At 63.0% G+C, this 18689-nt stretch carries 13 protein-coding genes and 1 riboswitch; of the genes, 6 read left to right on the top strand and 7 right to left on the bottom strand.

What is annotated here, in order from left to right:
* Positions 1-127 precede the first annotated feature (127 nt).
* Positions 128-3334, top strand: coding sequence for an NAD-glutamate dehydrogenase domain-containing protein (locus tag AC3WQS_RS10270; RefSeq protein WP_492712767.1), 3207 nt, complete (start codon positions 128-130; stop codon positions 3332-3334).
* On the opposite strand, the gene AC3WQS_RS10275 is transcribed toward AC3WQS_RS10270, so the two are convergent.
* The gene (locus tag AC3WQS_RS10275; RefSeq protein ID WP_019746725.1) at positions 3311-4828 is read right to left on the bottom strand and encodes a PucR family transcriptional regulator; all 1518 of its coding nucleotides are present in this window, start codon (positions 4826-4828) and stop codon (positions 3311-3313) included. The genes AC3WQS_RS10270 and AC3WQS_RS10275 overlap by 24 nt on opposite strands.
* Positions 4829-4956: 128 nt before the next feature.
* Here AC3WQS_RS10275 and gabT point away from each other — a divergent pair, with 128 nt between their 5' ends.
* Positions 4957-6321, top strand: coding sequence for a 4-aminobutyrate--2-oxoglutarate transaminase (gene gabT / locus AC3WQS_RS10280; RefSeq protein WP_007727077.1), 1365 nt, complete (start codon positions 4957-4959; stop codon positions 6319-6321).
* 1 nt (position 6322) lies between these two features.
* A complete protein-coding gene (locus tag AC3WQS_RS10285; RefSeq protein WP_020968315.1) occupies positions 6323-7768 on the top strand; it encodes an NAD-dependent succinate-semialdehyde dehydrogenase in 1446 nt (481 codons plus the stop codon).
* A 52-nt stretch (positions 7769-7820) separates the two neighbouring features.
* Here AC3WQS_RS10285 and dszD read toward each other — a convergent pair whose 3' ends face one another.
* From dszD to AC3WQS_RS10300, 3 genes are all read right to left on the bottom strand, one after another.
* Positions 7821-8399: an NADH:FMN oxidoreductase DszD gene (gene dszD / locus AC3WQS_RS10290; protein ID WP_003941189.1), complete on the bottom strand. Its 579-nt coding sequence runs from the start codon at positions 8397-8399 to the stop codon at positions 7821-7823.
* A gap of 208 nt (positions 8400-8607) precedes the next feature.
* Positions 8608-9081 carry a YbaK/EbsC family protein gene (locus tag AC3WQS_RS10295; protein WP_019746727.1) on the bottom strand — a complete coding sequence of 158 codons (474 nt, stop codon included), beginning with the start codon at positions 9079-9081 and terminating at the stop codon, positions 8608-8610.
* A 15-nt stretch (positions 9082-9096) separates the two neighbouring features.
* A complete protein-coding gene (locus AC3WQS_RS10300) occupies positions 9097-10200 on the bottom strand; it encodes a membrane protein (RefSeq protein WP_003941129.1) in 1104 nt (367 codons plus the stop codon).
* 126 nt (positions 10201-10326) lie between these two features.
* Here AC3WQS_RS10300 and AC3WQS_RS10305 point away from each other — a divergent pair, with 126 nt between their 5' ends.
* From AC3WQS_RS10305 to AC3WQS_RS10315, 3 genes are all read left to right on the top strand, one after another.
* Positions 10327-10911 carry a TetR/AcrR family transcriptional regulator gene (locus tag AC3WQS_RS10305; protein WP_029254386.1) on the top strand — a complete coding sequence of 195 codons (585 nt, stop codon included), beginning with the start codon at positions 10327-10329 and terminating at the stop codon, positions 10909-10911.
* 45 nt (positions 10912-10956) lie between these two features.
* Positions 10957-11130: riboswitch (M-box (ykoK) riboswitch) on the top strand.
* 347 nt (positions 11131-11477) lie between these two features.
* Positions 11478-14171 carry a magnesium-translocating P-type ATPase gene (mgtA, locus tag AC3WQS_RS10310; RefSeq protein WP_492712766.1) on the top strand — a complete coding sequence of 898 codons (2694 nt, stop codon included), beginning with the start codon at positions 11478-11480 and terminating at the stop codon, positions 14169-14171.
* A 9-nt stretch (positions 14172-14180) separates the two neighbouring features.
* On the top strand, positions 14181-14885 hold the full coding sequence (locus AC3WQS_RS10315) for an MgtC/SapB family protein (protein ID WP_003941187.1): 705 nt from the start codon (positions 14181-14183) through the stop codon (positions 14883-14885).
* Between the two features lie 18 nt (positions 14886-14903).
* Here AC3WQS_RS10315 and AC3WQS_RS10320 read toward each other — a convergent pair whose 3' ends face one another.
* The 3 genes from AC3WQS_RS10320 to AC3WQS_RS10330 all read right to left on the bottom strand — a co-directional run bounded on the left by AC3WQS_RS10320 (position 14904) and on the right by AC3WQS_RS10330 (position 18570).
* Positions 14904-16265 (bottom strand): lipase family protein, encoded by a 1362-nt coding sequence (locus tag AC3WQS_RS10320; RefSeq protein WP_041814613.1) that lies wholly within the window; start codon positions 16263-16265, stop codon positions 14904-14906.
* Positions 16266-16329: 64 nt separating this feature from the next.
* On the bottom strand, positions 16330-17274 hold the full coding sequence (locus AC3WQS_RS10325) for a GNAT family N-acetyltransferase (protein WP_492712765.1): 945 nt from the start codon (positions 17272-17274) through the stop codon (positions 16330-16332).
* 174 nt (positions 17275-17448) lie between these two features.
* Positions 17449-18570: a DUF475 domain-containing protein gene (locus AC3WQS_RS10330; protein ID WP_020906048.1), complete on the bottom strand. Its 1122-nt coding sequence runs from the start codon at positions 18568-18570 to the stop codon at positions 17449-17451.
* Between the last annotated feature and the right edge of the window lie 119 nt (positions 18571-18689).

The following is an 18689-nucleotide window of genomic DNA, read 5'->3' on the forward strand; positions in this document are numbered from 1 at the left end:
GCTCACCGCAACTGCCGAAATGTCGTGCCCGATAGGGGTTGGTACTCCTATCGGGCACGACCTCTTTCCGGTGATCCACGCAACACTGGAAAGTGTTCGGATCCAATAATTTCCAGGAGGGTGTTCAATGGCGAGCACATCATCGGCGACCAAAACCGCAGCTGCAGAATCGAGACCCGCGGGCGGTGATCGATCCGGTGACCCGGCGCTCGAACTGGTCGCCGAATTGGCAGCAGCGGGCCAGCGACTCGTCTTCCGTCAGGGCGACGACTCGAACAGCGATGCCCTGAACAGTGACGATCTGACCTGTGTGGTGCTGTGGCCGTCCGGAGAGCCCTCCCTCTCCGATCTGTGCGAGAACTTCGAGTCCCTCGGACTCCGAGTTTCGACGCACCGCCCGCTTCCGACCGTTCTGGGTTCGGCACACTACTTCACCTTCGAGCCGAGCACCTTCGACGGCAGTGCGCTCGAGAAGATGGCGGACGCCTTCGAAGCCGTCATCGCCGGACAGACCCGTATGGACGCATTCTCCAGTCTGATCGGACGAGCAGACATCACGTGGCGCGACGCAGAGTTGCTGCGCGCTGCGTGCCGTTTCCTCGCTCAGGCTCGTATCGGGTTGTCCGAGAGCTACATCGTCGGAGTGTTGGCAGCGAAGCCGCTCTTCGTACGGCAGGCAATCGAACTCTTCACCGCGCGTTTCGATCCCGCAGTAGCAGGTTCGCGTGAGACGGCCGTGGCCACCGCGGCGGCGGCCATCGACGAATCAGTCGACGGTGCAGACACTCTCGACGAGGATCGCGTCTTGCGCGGTGTGCGTTCATTCTTGCAGGCGACTCTGCGCACCAACTGGTACCTGCGCGGTGAGGCCGGCGAACCGCTGCCGTACGCGTCGTTCAAGATCGACTCGCAGTTGCTCTCCACCCCGCAGAAGACAGTTCCTTTCCGCGAGATCTACGTCAGCGCACCCAATGTCGAAGGCGTGCATCTGCGTAGCTCCTCCGTCGCCCGTGGTGGCCTGCGTTGGTCGGATCGATACGAGGACTTCCGCACCGAGGCTCTGAGTCTGATGAAGACCCAGAGCGTGAAGAATTCGCCGATCGTTCCCTCGGGAGCCAAGGGTGCGTTCGTGGTTCGGGGCACGTCGTCACCGACCCCGGCGCAGGTGCAGGAGTCGTACAGCACCTTCATCCGCGGCTTGCTGGACGTGGTGGACAACATCGTCGACGGCGCAGCGGTGCACCCGGCAGAAGTAATCGAGTACGACGGTGAAGACTCCTACCTCGTCGTGGCGGCGGACAAGGGGACCGCACGGTTCTCCGACGTCGCGAACGGCATCGCCGTCGAACGTGGTTTCTGGCTCGGCGACGCTTTTGCTTCCGGCGGTTCGGCCGGCTACGACCACAAGGCGATGGGCATCACCGCTCGCGGCGCCTGGGTAGCGGTTCGACGCCACTTCGCCGAGCGCGACCTCGATGTCGACACCGATCCGTTCACCGTCGCGGGCATCGGTGACATGTCCGGCGATGTGTTCGGTAACGGAATGTTGCTCTCGCACAAGATCCGTCTGGTCGCGGCATTCGATCACCGCCACATCTTCATCGACCCGAACCCCGACACCGAGACGACGTTTGCCGAACGCGCTCGCCTCTTCACCGTGCCGCGCTCGTCCTGGGACGACTTCGACCGCACCGTGATGTCGCCTGGTGGTGGCGTCTGGCCGCGTAGCGCTAAGTCGATCCGCCTTCCGCTCGAGGCGCGTCAGGTCCTCGGTATCGCCGAGGAGAAGCTGACTCCGCAGGAACTGATCCGAGCGATCCTGTGCGCTCCGGTGGACCTGTTGTGGAATGGCGGCGTCGGTACCTACGTGAAGGCGTCGACCGAAAGCAACGTCGACGCGGCCGATCCGTCCAACGACGCAGTTCGCGTCAGCGCTGACGAGTTGCGTGCAACCGTGGTGGGTGAGGGCGGCAACCTGGGTTTCACCCAGCGTGCCCGCATCGAATATGCCGCTGGCGGAGGACGAATCAACGCCGACTTCATCGACAACGCGGCAGGCGTGGCTACCTCGGACCGTGAGGTCAACATCAAGATCGCACTCGCAGAGTTGGACGCGACCTCGCGCAATGAACTACTCGCGGCGGCCCAGGACGAGGTAGCCGCATCGGTACTCGAGGCCAGTGAAGATCAGACCCTCGCGATCAGCCTGGCCGAGCACCGCGCTCCCGCCCTACTCGATCAGCACGAACGGTTGATCGAGAACCTGGTCTCGGCGGGCGCGATGAAGCGCCTCGAAGAATCATTGCCGGACGCCAAGGCGCTGGCGGTCAGGGCGCGAGCCGGGCAGGGCCTACTCCGTCCGGAACTTGCTGTGCTGGTGGCGCAGTCGAAGAACGTGCTGACGGCGGAATTGGGGGCGTCGACCGTCCCGGACAATCAGATCTTCGCCGATCGTCTCCCGCAGTACTTCCCGCTCTCCGTCGTCGAGGCGGCACCGGACGCGGTCCGCGCACATCGGTTGGGCCGCGACATCATCATCACCTCGGTGGTCGACGAACTGGTCAACCGCGTCGGACCCGGCGTGCTGTTCCGGCTGGAGGAACACCTCGGAGTCCACAGTCCGGAAGCGGCTCTGGCCTACGCAGTGGTCAGCGAAGTGCTCGGCACCGAGGAACTTCGGCGCGAGATCTTGAACTCGGAGCTGCGCGCCACCGAGCAGTTGCAGGCTCTCGATCGCTTGCAGCAGTTGTTGGAATCCGAGATGAGCTGGGTGTTGCGTCGTCCGGGAGCAGCCGGCCGGTTCACCGTGAACCCGCGAGCCGACATCGATCGATGGGCCGCGCCGGTGCGGGCTCTCACCGAAGGGCTGTCGGCCAGCGACCGCATCGAGGCGTCTTTCGGGGCGCTCGCCCTGGCTGACATTGCGTTGCAGGAGAATACGACGGTTCAGGCCGCGGCTGCGATCTACCGGGAACTCTCCGACACCCTCGATCTGGGCGACGTTCTCGGGGGCGTCGACGTTGCCGTCGGTGCCTCGCATTGGGAGGTCATGGGCAGCGCTGCCGTCCACGCCAGGTTGACGGCGCGTTTCGCGGACCTCGTGTCCGGAGCGCTCGGAGAAGGTATTCCGGAGGTCGTCGAGTTGTGGACCGCCGCCAATCCGCAAGCGGTGCGCCGGTTCACGGCTTTGATGTCGAGCGTGAGCCGCAGTGGAGCGCTGGACACCGCCCGTCTCTGCACGGTCGACGCCGAACTCGAACTACTCGTTCGCGGTGCGTCCAGTTTCGCTTCGGTGCACGCCGCGGAGCGTTCAGCGACCCTCCCAGGCGAGTAGCGATAGCAGCAGTTCGGCTCTGACCCTGGCCTGTCCGAGGTCGCATTGCAGCAGTTCCTCGATGCGTGCGATGCGACCTCGGAGGGTGTGCCGATGAACACCGAGTTCGGCTGCGGCCGATTCCCATTGGCCGTTCGCCTCGAGATAGGCGCGCAAAGACGCGACCAGCGCGGTCCCGTGTGCCTGGTCGTGTTCCGTCAGCACCGGGATGGTGTCCGCAGCCATTGCGATCAGTGCCTCACGGGCAGGCTCGGATGCCAGAATCGTCGAACCACTCAGAGCGTCGAACTCGAGAATGCGGGCAGTGGCCGTCGTGAGATTGGCCGCGGCGCGGGCCTGGACGAGTGCGCGCGGTGCGTCCAGAAGACGGTGAGGGGTGCTGATTCCGGCACGCACCGTCTTCGCCTCGGTGGGGGAGAGCTGCGCCAGTAGTGTTTTGGCAGTGTCGATTGTGTCGGTTCCGCGAAGGAGGACGGTCAGCGAACCGTCCTCGGATTGCGCGAACAACGGCCGGCCTGCTCGCGCGAGAGCGTTGTCGAGTTCGCGAAGAACAGGGCCGAGTCCGGATCCGCGAACGTGGACGACACGGACATTGCCGTGCGTATCGCTCGCTTCGTCCAAGTACGACGGCACACCGTCCTCGGGGATTCGGCCGTCGAGTAAGAGCCCGAAAGCCATGGCGTTGAGTCGAGTTCGCTCGGCCCGTAGTCGAACCGGTTTCTCGAGTTCGAGAGTGAGCAGCGAGACCGCATGCCCGAGCAACACTCTGTCGATATTGCTCAGGGGCCCGGCGCCCGCCATTGCGAGGTAGCCGTGCCAGCTGTCGGTGACGCCGACGGGGGACAGTGTCAGCGTCCGTTCGGGTGTGCTCTGCGAGATCGACGCCGGAGCGTTGGGATCGCGGGTGGTCGCCGCGACCGCGCGAACCTCGGTGATCAACGACTTCTGGTTTGCCGGATGCACCGCGGTGATCCGATCTCCGACAAACGCCACCGAAGTTTTTGTGGCCGTGGCCAGTTCACGCACGATGGCAGACACGCCTCCGCGCAGCGCAACGCGGGTGATGCGTGTCTGTACTTCTGCCGCGCGGAGTACCGATTCGTATTCCTGCTGGCTCAGACGGGTCATCACCGCGCGCGTGACCGCCGCGAACGGGGTCGTGAACGGCACTTCCAGCAGGGGGAGCCCGCGACTGCGGGCGGCGGCAATCAGGTCTGCGGGCACACTCTCGTGGGAAAGGCCGGTCCCGAATCCCAGAGCCGATACTTCTGCGGCGGCCAGACGGTCGATGTACTCGCTGTAGTCGGTGGCGTCCGCGCCCACCAGTGCCAGCCCGGTGGTGAGCACCAATTCGCCGCCGGAAAGCCACGGGGTGGGGTCCGTCAGCTCTGTGGCCTGCGCAAACGTGACGGGGTGGGTGGCAGCTGCTCGGTCGGTGAGCAGAGCCAGCGAGAGGTGTTTCTGGCGCAAGAGCCACGAGATCGGAACCGTCACCTGATCCAGGCTAGCTGTCGTTGCCGATATGGAGTAGCCCTGAAGCTTCGGGTATCCATTTCGGCAGTGCTTGCGATGCTTCGCGCGTCGCATACTCGAATGCAATACACAACCGAGAGGGTGGTCACATGAGTGCAATCGAATACCGGCTTCCGCAGGAGCGTCGCATCGTCACGGAGTTCCCGGGCCCGCGCTCGGCTGCGCTCGCCGAACGCCGTAAGAAGGTCGTCGGCGCCGGCGTCGCATCCACCCTCCCGGTCTACGTCGCCGACGCAGACGGCGGAGTCATCGTCGACGTCGACGGCAACTCGCTGATCGACCTCGGTGCCGGTATCGCGGTGACCAGCGTCGGCGCTTCCAACCCGGCCGTCGTGTCCGCAGTTCAGGATCAGGTCGCGCACTTCACCCACACCTGTTTCATGGTCGCTCCGTACGAGGGCTACGTCGAGGTCGCCGAGCGTCTCGCCGAGCTCACCCCCGGTGACCACGAGAAGCGTTCCGTGCTGTTCAACTCCGGCGCAGAAGCCGTCGAGAACGCCGTCAAGATCGCCCGTCACGCAACCGGTCGCGACGCAGTCGTCGTCTTCGACCACGCGTACCACGGCCGCACCAACCTCACGATGGCACTGACATCGAAGTCCATGCCGTACAAGAGCGGCTTCGGTCCGTTCGCCCCCGAGGTCTACCGCGTCCCGATGTCCTACCCGTACCGCGAGGGCCTCAACGTCGACGGCTCCAAGATCACGGGTGAGCAGGCCGCACAGCGCGCCATCACGATGATCGAGAAGCAGGTCGGTGCTGCCAACACGGCCGCCATCCTCATCGAGCCCATTCAGGGCGAGGGCGGATTCATCGTTCCCGCAGAAGGATTCCTCCCGACGCTCGTCGCGTGGGCCAAGGAGAACGGCGTCGTCTTCATCGCCGACGAGGTTCAGGCAGGCTTCGCTCGTACCGGCGCCTGGTTCGCCAGCGATCACGAGGGTATCGTCCCCGACCTGGTCACTCTCGCCAAGGGCATCGCAGGCGGCATGCCGCTCGCCGCTGTCACGGGCCGCGCCGAGCTCATCGACGCCGTCCACCCCGGCGGCCTCGGTGGCACCTACGGCGGTAACCCCGTCGCCTGCGCCGCTGCATTGGCGTCCATCGACCAGATGCGCGAGCTCGACCTCTGTGGCCGCGCACGCACCATCGAGTCGACCGTCGTCGGCCGAATGAACGCACTGGCAAAGGAACTCGACGTCATCGGTGACGTTCGCGGTCGCGGCGCCATGCTCGCCATCGAGCTGGTCAAGCCCGGTGGGCAGGAGCCGGACGCCGATATCACCAAGAAGATCGCCGCCGAATGCCTCGCTGCCGGCGTCGTGATCCTCACCTGCGGTACCTACGGCAACGTCATCCGTCTGCTCCCGCCGCTGGTCATCTCCGAAGAGCTGCTCGACGACGCGTTGACCGTCCTCGAGACCGCTATTCGCACTGCAGCACAGGGGAACTGACATGTCCAACGTCTCGGATCTTCTCGACTCGGTACCCAAGGGTCTCTGGCTCGGCGGCAAGCTCGTCCCGGCCGAGAAGACCTTTGCGGTCTACAACCCGGCAACGGGTGAGGAACTCGCCCAGGTAGCCGACGCCACCGCTGCCGACGGTATCCGTGCGCTCGACCTCGCCGCTGCGGCGCAGGAAGACTGGGCGGCCACGCCGGCACGTGTACGCGGCGAGATCCTGCGCACCGCCTTCGAATTGCTGCACGCCCGCGCCGAGGACTTCGCGCTGATGATGACCCTGGAAATGGGTAAGTCGTTGGCAGAGAGCCGCGGTGAGGTCAACTACGGCGGCGAATTCCTGCGCTGGTTCAGCGAGGAAGCAGTACGCATCGGCGGACGTTTCACGCAGGCTCCGGCCGGCAACGGTCGCATCCTGGTCACCAAGGAAGCCGTCGGACCGGTCCTTGCGATCACCCCGTGGAACTTCCCGCTCGCCATGGGCACACGCAAGATCGGACCGGCGCTGGCTGCCGGTTGCACCATCATCGTCAAGCCCGCCGAGGACACGCCGCTGACCATGCAGCTCCTCGGTCAGGTGTTCGCCGATGCCGGTCTGCCCGACGGTGTGCTCTCGATCCTCCCGACGTCCGACGCGGCCTCCATCAGTGGACCGCTGATGGAAGATGCGCGTCTGCGCAAGGTCACCTTCACCGGCTCCACTGGCGTCGGAAAGTTGTTGGTGCGCAACGCTGCTGACAAGCTGCTCCGTACGTCGATGGAACTCGGTGGCAATGCACCGTTCATCGTCTTCGACGACGCCGACATCGACGCAGCTGTCGACGGCGCAATGCTCGCGAAGATGCGTAACGGCGGCGAGGCCTGCACCGCGGCCAACCGCATCTACGTCGCCAACTCGGTGCGCGAGGAGTTCACCGACAAGTTCACCGCCAAGGTTGCGGCCTTGAAGGTGGGCGCCGGTGACGCCGAGGGCACCAACATCGGACCGCTGATCAACACCAAGCAGCTCGCAACCGTCACCGGACTCGTCGACGACGCCGTGTCCAAGGGCGCTCGCGTTCGCACCGGTGGATCGGCGCCCGAAGGAGCCGGCTTCTTCTTCACCCCGACCGTTCTGGATCAGGTGCCCGCCGATGCGCGCCTGCTGAAGGAAGAGATCTTCGGACCCGTTGCGGCAGTGGTCGGTTTCGACACCGAAGACGAAGCGATCGCGGCTGCGAACAACACCGAGTACGGCCTCGTGGCGTACTTCTACACCCGCGACATCGACCGTGCGATGCGCGTCTCGGCCAAGCTGGACACCGGCATGGTCGGCGTCAATCGCGGCGCGATCTCCGATGCTGCGGCGCCGTTCGGTGGCGTGAAGGAATCGGGCTTCGGCCGTGAAGGCGGAACCGAGGGTATCGACGAGTATCTCGATACCAAGTACGTAGCGCTGTAACTTGCTGTGCGCCTTTATTAACCGCGGGCGGTTAATAAAGGCGCACAGTTGTCTATTGACCTAACGGAGTGGGGCGGTAGTACTTGCCCTCGTGGTAGAGCAGCGGTGCGGCAGCGGATTCGTCGTCCTCTTCGGCGTGAACCCGCGTGACGAGTCCGATGACCAGCGTGTGGTCGCCGACAGGGATCAACTGGTCGACCTTGACGCGCATCCAGCTGGGGGTGCCGTGCAGAACCGGCTCCCCGGTGTCGAGCACTGCCCACAGAGACTCGTCTGCAAAACGCTGATCGGCACTACGCGCAAAGCGCTGGGCCAGATGCTGCTGATGTTCGCCGAGAAGGTGGATAACCAAAGACTCGGCGGCCTTGAGTGCATTGATGCTCGACGACGTCTCCGCGATGTTGAACGAGACGAGCGGCGGCTCGAGGGAGACGGACGAGAACGAGGTGGCGGTGAAACCCACCGGGCCGGTACCCGAATCGAGGGTCACGACGGTGACACCGGCGGGGTGGCGGCGAAGCGCTGCACGGTAGTCACCGGCGCAGATGCCGGTGGACAACTCGGGCGTCGCTGCTACTTCGGGGACGTCGGGGGTGGTGTGGCTGGAAACGGCATTCGGCTTGTCAGACAACGGGAACTCTCCGGCTGGAACTCGAGGTGTGCGGTGTGGTCGAGGTGACTGCGCTCGGCATACACAGACATGCGTCGGTGCGGCACAGATCTACGTGTCGTCGACGCCAGTGGTTACCGGCCGGGGTCCTGGTTGCAGTGCACATGGTGCGTCCAACTATAGGTGGACGCACGTCTGAGTGGGTTCGGACCGGGTTGGCTGAAGTGCGTCAGTCCATGTCGACGGCGAGGCCGGCCGTGATTCGAAGGAGTTCGGAGTACGTCGTGCGAAAGACCGTGTTCGGGTGCCCGGCAGCAGCCCACAATTCGGGGTACTGCTCGAGGGCGGTATCGATGTAGGTGGGCAGGTTGGTGGGATGCCCGAGCGGAGCGACCCCACCGATCGGCTGGCCCGTTGCCGACTTCGCCATTTCCAGCGGCGCCCGCGTGAGCTTGCCTTCGAGGCGTTCGCCGGTGGCTTTCAGATTGACCTGATGTGCGCCGGAGACCAGCAGTAGGACCGGGTCGTCGTCGAGAAGGAACACGAGCGACTTGGTGATCGCGCCTACCTCCACCCCGACGGCCGCCGCTGCCTCGGCCGCGGTGTGCGTGGCTTCGGGCTGCGTGACGATGACGCCGTGGTGACCCCGTGAGATCAGTGTTTCGGCGACGTGCGAGGCGTTGGGGTGGAGGAGGCTCGTCATGAGTTCAGACTAGGACTAGTCGGCGTTCGCCACAGCTGGAGTCGGCGTCGTGTCGGTGGACTTTCGGTTACGACGGATCGTGAAGCCGAACAGCATGACCGCACCGATCAGCGCGTACAGGAAAAGCGTCAGAGCAGGCTGGCCGACGCCGACGTTGTTGAAGTAGACGATGCTCCGCACGCCTTCGGTGCCGGCGCCAGGTGTGATCCATCGGCCGATGGCGGCATAGAACGAGGGAATCACGTTGGAGCCGAATGCGCCTCCCGCACTGGGATTGCCGAGAATCACGAAGACGGCGATAGCCAGCGGGACTGCCAGAACGCCGATGGCAGCGCGCAATCCGAGTGTGAACATGGCGGTGCCGAACACCACGGCTGTTCCCAGGATCCACAGCGGGAACCAGTGGCCCGCGAAAGTTCCGAGCACGTGTGAGGTGATGAGTGCGCCGAGGGCTCCCGAGATGATCGAGTAGATCGCGATCACGCCCGTGTGCGCGCTTGCCTGGCGGAGGGTCTTCGGCGCACCGATGAACAGTCCGATGGCTGCCGCAAGGAGATAGCCGCCGACGACCCAGCCGACCGAGAGGTAGAAGCCGGAGAGGCCGCGGTTGTCGTGCGCTCCGACGGGGATCTCGTCGCGGACGACGAACTGTCGGTCCTGCGTCGCCTCGACCTTCGTGAACACCGCTTCGAGTGATGTCGCGATGGAGCTGCCGCCCGCGCTCGCGGTGATCAGGGTGTCCGGTCCGGCCGGATTGATGACAAACGCGCCCTGGATCTCGCGGTCGTTGATCATGCGGCGAGCGGTCGCCGTGCTGTCGACCACCTGAGCGTCGAGCGGGCTGCCGTCGATGGCATTGAGTTTGTCGGCGATCTGCTGATCCATGCCGTCCGGTGTGCCCTGATCGGCGATGACCGCGATTTCGATGTCTCGCGGAGTCGGCTGATGGAAGGCGGCGACGTAGCTGAGGATGAAGCCCATCTGCAGCAGGAGCACGCCGACGAACAGCGCGGCCATCACCTTGGGTGCGCCGTATTTCACGAGCAGATTGTCGTGGTGGTGTTCGTCGTGGGTGGAGCTGTTGTCTGGTGCGGCGTGTGCCGGATGCGTAGTGGTCACGAAAGAGTCCTGATCTTGTCGAAAGTAAAGAGCTTGTCAATACCCGAGGTATTGAATACTCTAGGTATCGTGACTGAATCTCGTCAACCGGACTGGACGCCGGTAACCCGCCCCGGACGTGACGTGGTGCGGCAAAGACTGCTCGACGCTGCGGCGGAAGAGTTTGCGGAGCGCGGATTCAGTGCTGCACGTCTCACTGAAGTTGCTCGCCGAGCGGGCTTCACCAAGGGGGCTGTCTACTCCAACTTCGAGTCGAAACAGGATCTGTTCGCCGAACTGTTCGCGCAACGGTCTCTCGAACTGGCCGGCCGTGTGCTCGCCGAGATCGCCGGGATGAACCCCGCCGACGCGGCGGGCAAAGGTGGCGAGGCCATTGCAACGTGGATGGTCGACGACCCGGGGTGGTCACTGCTCGTCCTCGAATTCGGAGTGCTCGCCGGACGTGATCCGCAGATCGCTCAGGCGTACTTACGTGAGCGTCGCCACTTGCGCAGTCAACTCGTGGAGTTGATCGGTGAACGTGCCCGCGAATGGGGAGTGGACGATTCCTTCGATGTGCGGACCACTGCAATCTCGTTGATGGCCTTGATATCCGGGCTCGTTCTCGAGCACTCGGTGGATCCGGAAGAAGTTGATCAGAGCGTGATGGGTGCCGCCGTGACGGCACTCTTCGCCGGCGCCGTCGCACGGGCAGGATTGCCCGCCGTCTGAGTTGCTCGGTTGACAGGCAACAGATTTGAGAACTACCCTCTGGGTGCAGTACCTCGTTAGGTGAGGCTTCTGCACGAACACAGGCCACTGATCTCACGACGTCGAGAGACGCCCAAGGTTAGGACAGATCTCCCCGGCTTAAGGGGTGATCCAAAGTGGCTTCCCGGTCTTGATCGGGACACGTCGTGCAGTGCCAAAACTCGGACGTGGAGGTGTTTTCGCAGCTTGATGCCGGTTTCTTCCGGCGAAGGCGAGAGTACGTCGATATTCGGTTCTCCTGGCGTGTGCTGTGCGCATGTACTTTGTGTGGCGTCAACGGACGCCCCGAACTTTCAGGAGGTGACCATCGTGGACGACCCGCCGAGTCGATATTCGACCCATCCTTCTGTTCTTACCGACGGTGCTCACCCCGGCATTTTGCTCGTCAGTCTCTGACCTTCGCACCCTCGGTTTCATCTGCGCGACTTTGTCGCGTCCGCTGACGACTTCCGTTGTCGTTCAGCGCATTCTGCTGCCCTCATGCACTGGCACTGTCCCGTGCACGCTGGCAGTCGAGGAGATTCGTCATGTCATTTTCCGTTCTCGCATTGCGGCCACGGCCCACGAGAAACAGTGCACAACAAACACCTTCAACGGTCCTGGCAAAAGAAAGCGCACAGGAATTGGTCGACTACTCGGCCTCGGACACGCGCACCGTTCTCGCAGATCTGACTACGACGGCCAACGGCCTTCGTGGCGATCAGATCGACGATCTTCGTCGGCGATACGGGCGCAACGATGTCCGCCACGACCGCCCGGCACCGGCGATCGTGCAGTTCGCGCAAGCTTTCAAGAATCCGTTCATCTTGATCCTGGTGTTCCTCGCCCTGATCATGGTCGGGACCGACGTGGTGTGGGCAGACCCGGAAGACGGTCCCTCCTACGAGGGCATCATCACCCTCGGGCTGATGATCTTTGTCAGTGTGTCCCTGAGGTTCTGGCAGGAATACCGTTCGACTCGGGCTGCCGAGGCACTCAAGGCCATGGTCACGACAACTGTCGCGGCCACCCGCAAGATCAACAACACCGTGGTCACGGCTGAGATTCCGATCGAGCAGCTACTGCCAGGTGATGTAGTCCAGCTTGCCGCCGGCGACATGATCCCGGCCGATGTCCGCATCATCCGGGCCAAGGATCTACAGGTCAATCAGTCAATGCTCAGCGGTGAGTCGATGCCGGCCGAGAAGTCGGCGGAACCGTCGACGGGGATCGACGTCGATCGGCTGCTCGAGGCCGAGAACATCGGGTTCATGGGTACTTCCGTCGTGTCGGGCAGCGGCACCGCCGTCGCGGTGCACACCGGCAAGCGGACTTACTTCGGTGCCATGACAGCACAATTGGCGTCCAAGCGACCCGAAACCAGCTTCGACGTCGGGGTGCGCAGTGTCAGCTACCTGCTGATCAAGTTCATGCTGATCATGGTTCCCGCGGTGTTCATCATCAACGGACTGACCAAGGACTGGAGCCAAGCACTACTCTTCGGCGTCGCCACTGCGGTGGGGTTGACCCCCGAAATGTTGCCGCTCATCGTGACTGCGAACCTGGCCAAGGGTGCGCTCCACATGTCGCGCAAGAAGGTGATCGTCAAGCAGATCAACGCGATTCAGAACTTCGGCGCCATGGAGGTTCTGTGCACGGACAAGACCGGAACTCTCACCGAGGACCGCATCGTTCTCGGTGAGCATCTCGATACTGCCGGACGCAAGTCCGAGGACGTATTGCGGCTAGCGGCAGTCAATTCCGTGAATCAGACCGGATTGCGCAGTCTTCTCGACGACGCGGTGATCGAGGCCGCCGGTCCCGAAGTGGTCGAGGAGATCTCGCGTCGGCACGGGTTGGTGGACGAGATTCCCTTCGACTTCAAGCGCCGTCGACTCTCCGTGGTGGTCGACCACGGCGACGCCGATCTGATCGTCACCAAAGGTGCAGTGGAAGAGCTCCTTTCGGTCTGTGAATCGGTGGAACTGGACGGGGTGACCCACCAATTGACGCCGGGATGGCTGGCCCGAGTCGACCGTCTGGTCGCGGAACTGAACGGTCAGGGCAAGCGAGTGCTTGCGGTGGCAACCAAGACAGTCGTCGAAGAGCAGCGCCGTGAGTACTCGACGGCCGACGAAGAGGGTATGACCCTGGTCGGACTGCTGGCCTTCCTCGACCCGCCGAAGGAATCTGCGGCCGGGGCGATCGAAGCCCTCGCGAGCCACGGAGTCGCGGTCAAGGTAGTGACGGGTGACAACGAACTGGTCACCGAAACCGTCTGCGGCAAAGTCGGTATCGACGTGGGAACTGTTGTATCCGGCGCCGAGATCGAAGCGTTGAGCGACGACGCCCTCGACGAGTTGGTGCAGCGGACAACCGTCTTCGCGAAGACGGATCCGATGCAGAAGGCACGCATTGTCGAATCGCTGCGCCGGGTCGGCCACACGGTTGGTTTCCTTGGTGACGGTGTCAACGACGCACCCGCACTTCGGGCGGCGGACGTCGGCATCTCCGTCGACACAGCGGCGGACATCGCCCGCGAATCCGCGGACATCATCTTGCTGGAGAAGGACCTCGGCGTACTCGAACAAGGAGTCATCGAAGGGCGTCGTACCTTCGGAAACATCCAGAAGTACATCAAGATGACTGCGTCGTCGAACTTCGGGAACGTCTTCTCGGTGCTCGTCGCCAGTGCCTTGCTGCCGTTCATCCCCATGATTCCCGTAGTTCTGTTGTTGCAGAACCTGATCTACGATCTCTCGATGCTCACGATCCCGTGGGACCGCGTCGACGACGACTTCCTCGCGAAGCCCCGCAAGTGGGAGACCAAGAGCCTTCGCCGGTTCATGGTGTTCATCGGCCCGATCAGTTCGATCTTCGACATCTCGACCTTCGCGCTGATGTGGTTCGTGTTCGCTGCCAACTCTCCCGAGCATGCAGCGCTGTTCCAATCGGGTTGGTTCATCGAGTCATTGATCTCGCAGACGCTGATCGTTCACATGATCCGCACCCGCAAGATCCCATTCATCCAGTCGCGTGCTTCGCTTCCGGTACTGCTCAGCACGGGCGCCGCCTGCGTCTTCGCGCTGGTGTTCCCGTTCACGTCCTGGGGCCATTCCCTCGGGTTGGTTTCACTGCCGTGGAACTACTTCCCGTGGTTGGTCCTCACTCTCGCGGCTTACTGCGTCATCACGCAGGTGGCCAAGGGAATGTTCATCCGTCGATTCGCGACCTGGCTCTAGGAGTTCACCGTGGAAATCCACGTCATCCTTGTGCGGATAGCGCTCGGACTCGTCCTCGGCGCTGCCGTCGGGATCGAAAGGCAATGGCGCGCAAGGATGGCGGGTCTGCGAACCAACGCGTTGGTGAGCTTGGGTGCGACGCTCTTCGTGATCATGGGCGCGTACGGGTTTCAGGGCCCGGACGCTGATCCGACACGCGTCGCAGCGCAGATCGTCTCGGGGATCGGCTTCCTCGGTGCCGGGGTGATCATGAAGCAGGGAGCCTCGGTCACCGGCCTGAACACCGCCGCAACCTTGTGGGCCACGGCCGCCGTCGGTGCGCTGGCAGGCGGCGGAATGTACTGGGTTGCGGTGTTCGGTGCCGGTGCAATCATGTTGGCGAACACGTTGTTGAGGCCGTTGGGCCGGATGATGGATCACCAGCCTGCCCGCACCGGGCGCGAGGAACCGCCGGCTGACTACACCTTCGAGGTGACCTGCCACGGTGACGCCGAAGCTCACATCAGAGGGCTTACCGTGCAGTCCATTTCGAGGCCGGAGTTCCAGCTCCGGTCAGTGCAGTCCTTCGACATCCCGGACAGCGACCGCGTACGAGTGGTCGCGGAATTGGCCGCAGCGGAGCGTGACGACGGACTCCTGGAATCCGCCGTCAGCCGGCTTAGCCTGGAACCGTTGGTGACTCACGTTCGCTGGGAGGTGGAGCCGTCGAAGTAGATTCGAGGTCTCGGTCAGCTAGCGTGCATGTTCCTGCGGCGCAAGAGAGTTCCCCGGTGCGATATTCGCGCAGTTCGACGGAGCAGGCTTGCCGGTGAATCGGTCGTCGATCCAGGTGAGCGCACCGGGGAGCCAGAGCATGGCGCCGAGGAAGTGGCTGATGGTGTCGTACTGGTCGTACTGAATCGGCAGGCCGGCGTCGCAATACTTGCGTGCGAGGGTACGGACGTCGCCCGTGATCATGACGCCGTCGCCCGCTCCGACGCCGGGGCCACCGGGTTGGGTGCCCTCGATGGTGCCGTTGGCTGCCTGGGCGATGAACATCGGAATCGTCGGTGTGGCTGCGGTGCCCATGTTGATCTTGTTCACGACATCGACGTACTCGGGAACCGTATTGGGATCGGCGTACTCGGGCTTGACCAGTTCCTGCCAGGTCAGACCGGGGTACTGTGCCAGCACATTGCCGATGGACGCGTCTTCGAGTCGAGCCATGACGTCGCGTCCACGGTCACTGAGATACTTTCCGAAATCGATGTCGTACGAACGCGCAACGCCGACGATTGCCATACCGACGACGCCGCCCCACCCGATGCTTCCGCTCGCGTAGCGAAGGTTGTTAGCCGGATTGACCAGCACGCCGCCCTGCGCGGCACCGATCAAGTTGTCGTTGATCTCCGGTGCGTACGCGGGAGCGAGGATCGAAGCCCAGTTGGTGGCGATCGCTCCGCCGGAGTACCCCATCAGCGCGATCTCTGCGTCGTCGGTGATTCCGGTTTCCGGGACATCTTTGGCCGCACGCAGAGCGTCGAGCGTCATCATCCCGTATTCGGGTCCGGCAGCGAAGTTTGCATCCGGGCCTTCGGTGTCCGGGACGACGATCGTGTAGCCGAGGGCGAAGAGCGGCCCGAACAAGGCTGCCTCGATGGACGTGAAGGTTCCGCCGACGTTGAAATTACGCCCACTCGGCGTCCAATCTCCGATCGGGGTGTTGCCCGCGATAGCCCGCGACGGACTGTCGTCGGGGTTCAGTGAATCGTAAAAGGATTGGTACGAAACAACTTTGTCCGGTTGAGCGTTGGCCGGGCGCAGGATCGAGGTGACGTTGGCCGACGGCTGACCGAGGGCGTCGGTTGATCGGTAGAGAACCTGCACTGCCTGTATCGGGGTCGGGATGTTGAGAATGGTGTACGGCACGGTGCGAGTCTCGAGGACCGCGCCTGGAGCGTACGACGAGAGAGGCGCCGCGCCCTCGTAGCTGTAGAAACTGTCATCAGGGGACTGGGCAAGAGCCGGCTGCGCGAGTGCTGCCGGTGCACCGACGCCTGTCAGTGCAACCGCGAGTACTCCGACAACTGTGCGAGATAAGACCCTTGACGACATACTCGTCCTCCACATTGGTGTGCCACGCCCCACCCTGAGATCGCGGTGTGACGACCACCATATATTACTCGCGGGTAATGTGGGGATCGGTCAGATCGGGCGCAGGCTCGAGGTCTCGGCGTAGGAAGATTTCGGAGGGCTCGCCTGGGAGTAACAGAACTCCCGCGTCGGTGTATCCCATTGCGCGATAGAAGTTCTGGGCTGATTCGTCGGCGAGTGTGGAGGTGAGGACTTGCGAGTGTCCCGCGCGGCTCATGCGTTTTTCCCAATCTGTGACCAAAGCGCGCCCGATGCCTTGGCCGCGGTTCGAAGACAGGACGGTCAGCATGTTCATGAACGGAATCTCGTCCCAGAACAAGCCCCAGCGGAGCCATCCGATTGGTTTCCCGCTGTCCTCGGCGACGAGTGTCCGGCCGCGTTGGACCACTGACGCGAGTTCCTCGGCTGAGATGTGTGAGTCGTGCTCACGTAAGAACGGCAAGTCTGTCTGCGCTGCGACGCGAATGTTCACCACAGAAGTCAGTATCGCCGTTCGGTCGGAGTTGATGGCGTTCGGCTTGGACAGGTAGACGACTCCGGGGATGTGGCTGGGGTCCGGCGGCAATTGGGAGTAGCCCGCTCGGGTGTACAGGCGAATGTTCCGCACGCTCTTGCTTCCGGTGAACAGCTCGAAACTTGTGGTGTGCTCCGGAGCGTTCTGTTCCACGTGCTGCAAGAGGCGTCGGCCGAGGCCGTTGCCCGCCAAGTCCGGTGCCACCATGAGGCGCCCTATCTGCCATGCGGTTCCGTCGGCTGTGCCTCGCACGGCCCCGACGAGCCGACCGCCGCGTCGTGCGGTCCAGACAGTCGACTCCTGAACCCAGGCCCGGACCGTGGGTAGGTCCTCGTGGAGCGGGGGTATGTCCATGCTGTTGTTGGAGATTGCTTCCGAGACCCAGCAACAGCGTTGTAGAACAAGGATTTCCGCGGCGTCCTCGTCCGCTGCGCGCTCTATGACTATCTCGTTCATGGTTTCCCTTACAAATAGGTTCTTCGCACCCGCAGGGCAATTGTTCACCCGCAGGCTGAATTTGGCGCGCGGCTGAACAATTGGCGCGCGGCTGTGAATGCAGAGAGTTTCAATTCAGGCATTACAAACAAAACGCCCGCAACCAATTGGTCGCGGGCGTTTCGAAAAAGAACGTCAGACAGTTGCCGGAGTGTTCTCGTCCAACTTCGGATCTGCGTTCGCGATTCGCTTGTTGCGAATGAGGCTGCTGATGAAAGCAGCGCCGATCAAGAAGACACCGACCAGGCCGGTGATGATCTCGTTGATGTGAACGCCGATGGACACCATCAAGATGACGGCCAGAGCGCCGATGGCCCAGTGCGCACCGTGTTCGAGGTAGACGTAATCGGAGAGCGTGCCCTTGCGGACCAGGAAGACCGTGATGGAACGGACGAACATCGCGCCGACGAAGCCGAGGCCGAGGGCGATGATGATCGGGTCTGCGGTGATGGCGAATGCGCCGATGACGCCGTCGAAGGAGAAGGACGCGTCGAGGACCTCGAGGTAGAGGAACAGGAAGAAGCCGGCCTTGCCGGTTGCCTTCGCGAATTCGGTGGGACCACCGGACTTGGTGGTCTCCTCTTCTTCGCCTTCTTCCGGCAAGTTGAACAGTTCACCCAATCCGTTGACCGCGATGTAGGTGATCATGCCCAGAACGCCCGAGATCATGACGGTGGAGACCTTGTCGTCAGCGGCGAGGAAAGAACCACTGAGAACCAGGACGATGCCGGCTACGACGACGGAGAGCTGATCGAGCTTGCCGATGCGAGCGAGGGGCTTCTCCAGCCAGGACAGCCAGGTAATCTCACGCTCTTCGAAGATGAAGCCGAGGAAGAGCATCAGCAGGAACATGCCACCGAAGGCAGCGATCTGCGGGTGAGCGTCGGTGAGGATGGTTTCGTAGCTCGGCTCGCCGTTGGCGAAGTAAGCGGCGTCGTCGGCAGGCGGGTTGAGCGCGAGGTCGAGCGCAGCAACGGGTCCGAGCCCGGAAGCAGCCCAGACGATCACGAGCGGGAACACCAGACGCATACCGAAGACGGCGATGACAATGCCGATGGTAAGGAAGATCTTCTGCCAGAAGTCACTCATTCTTCGCAGAACGGTGGCATTGATGACGGCGTTGTCGAAGGAAAGCGAGATTTCCAGAATCGACAGGATGATGACGAGGAACAGTGCCTCGGGTCCGCCGTAGATGAACGCGACGATCATCGCGATGATGGAGATCGCGATGGATAAACCGAATATTCGCAGTACCACGGAGCGTGGCCCTTTCTAGTTGGTCAATGCAGAGTGGTTACTGCAAGCGGTCTCTCACCGCATCCGAACGTGAAAACGGGGAGGGTTCCACAGACTACTGCGGAACCTTCCCCGAGTCA

The organism is Rhodococcus sp. FW305-130, assembly GCF_058788335.1.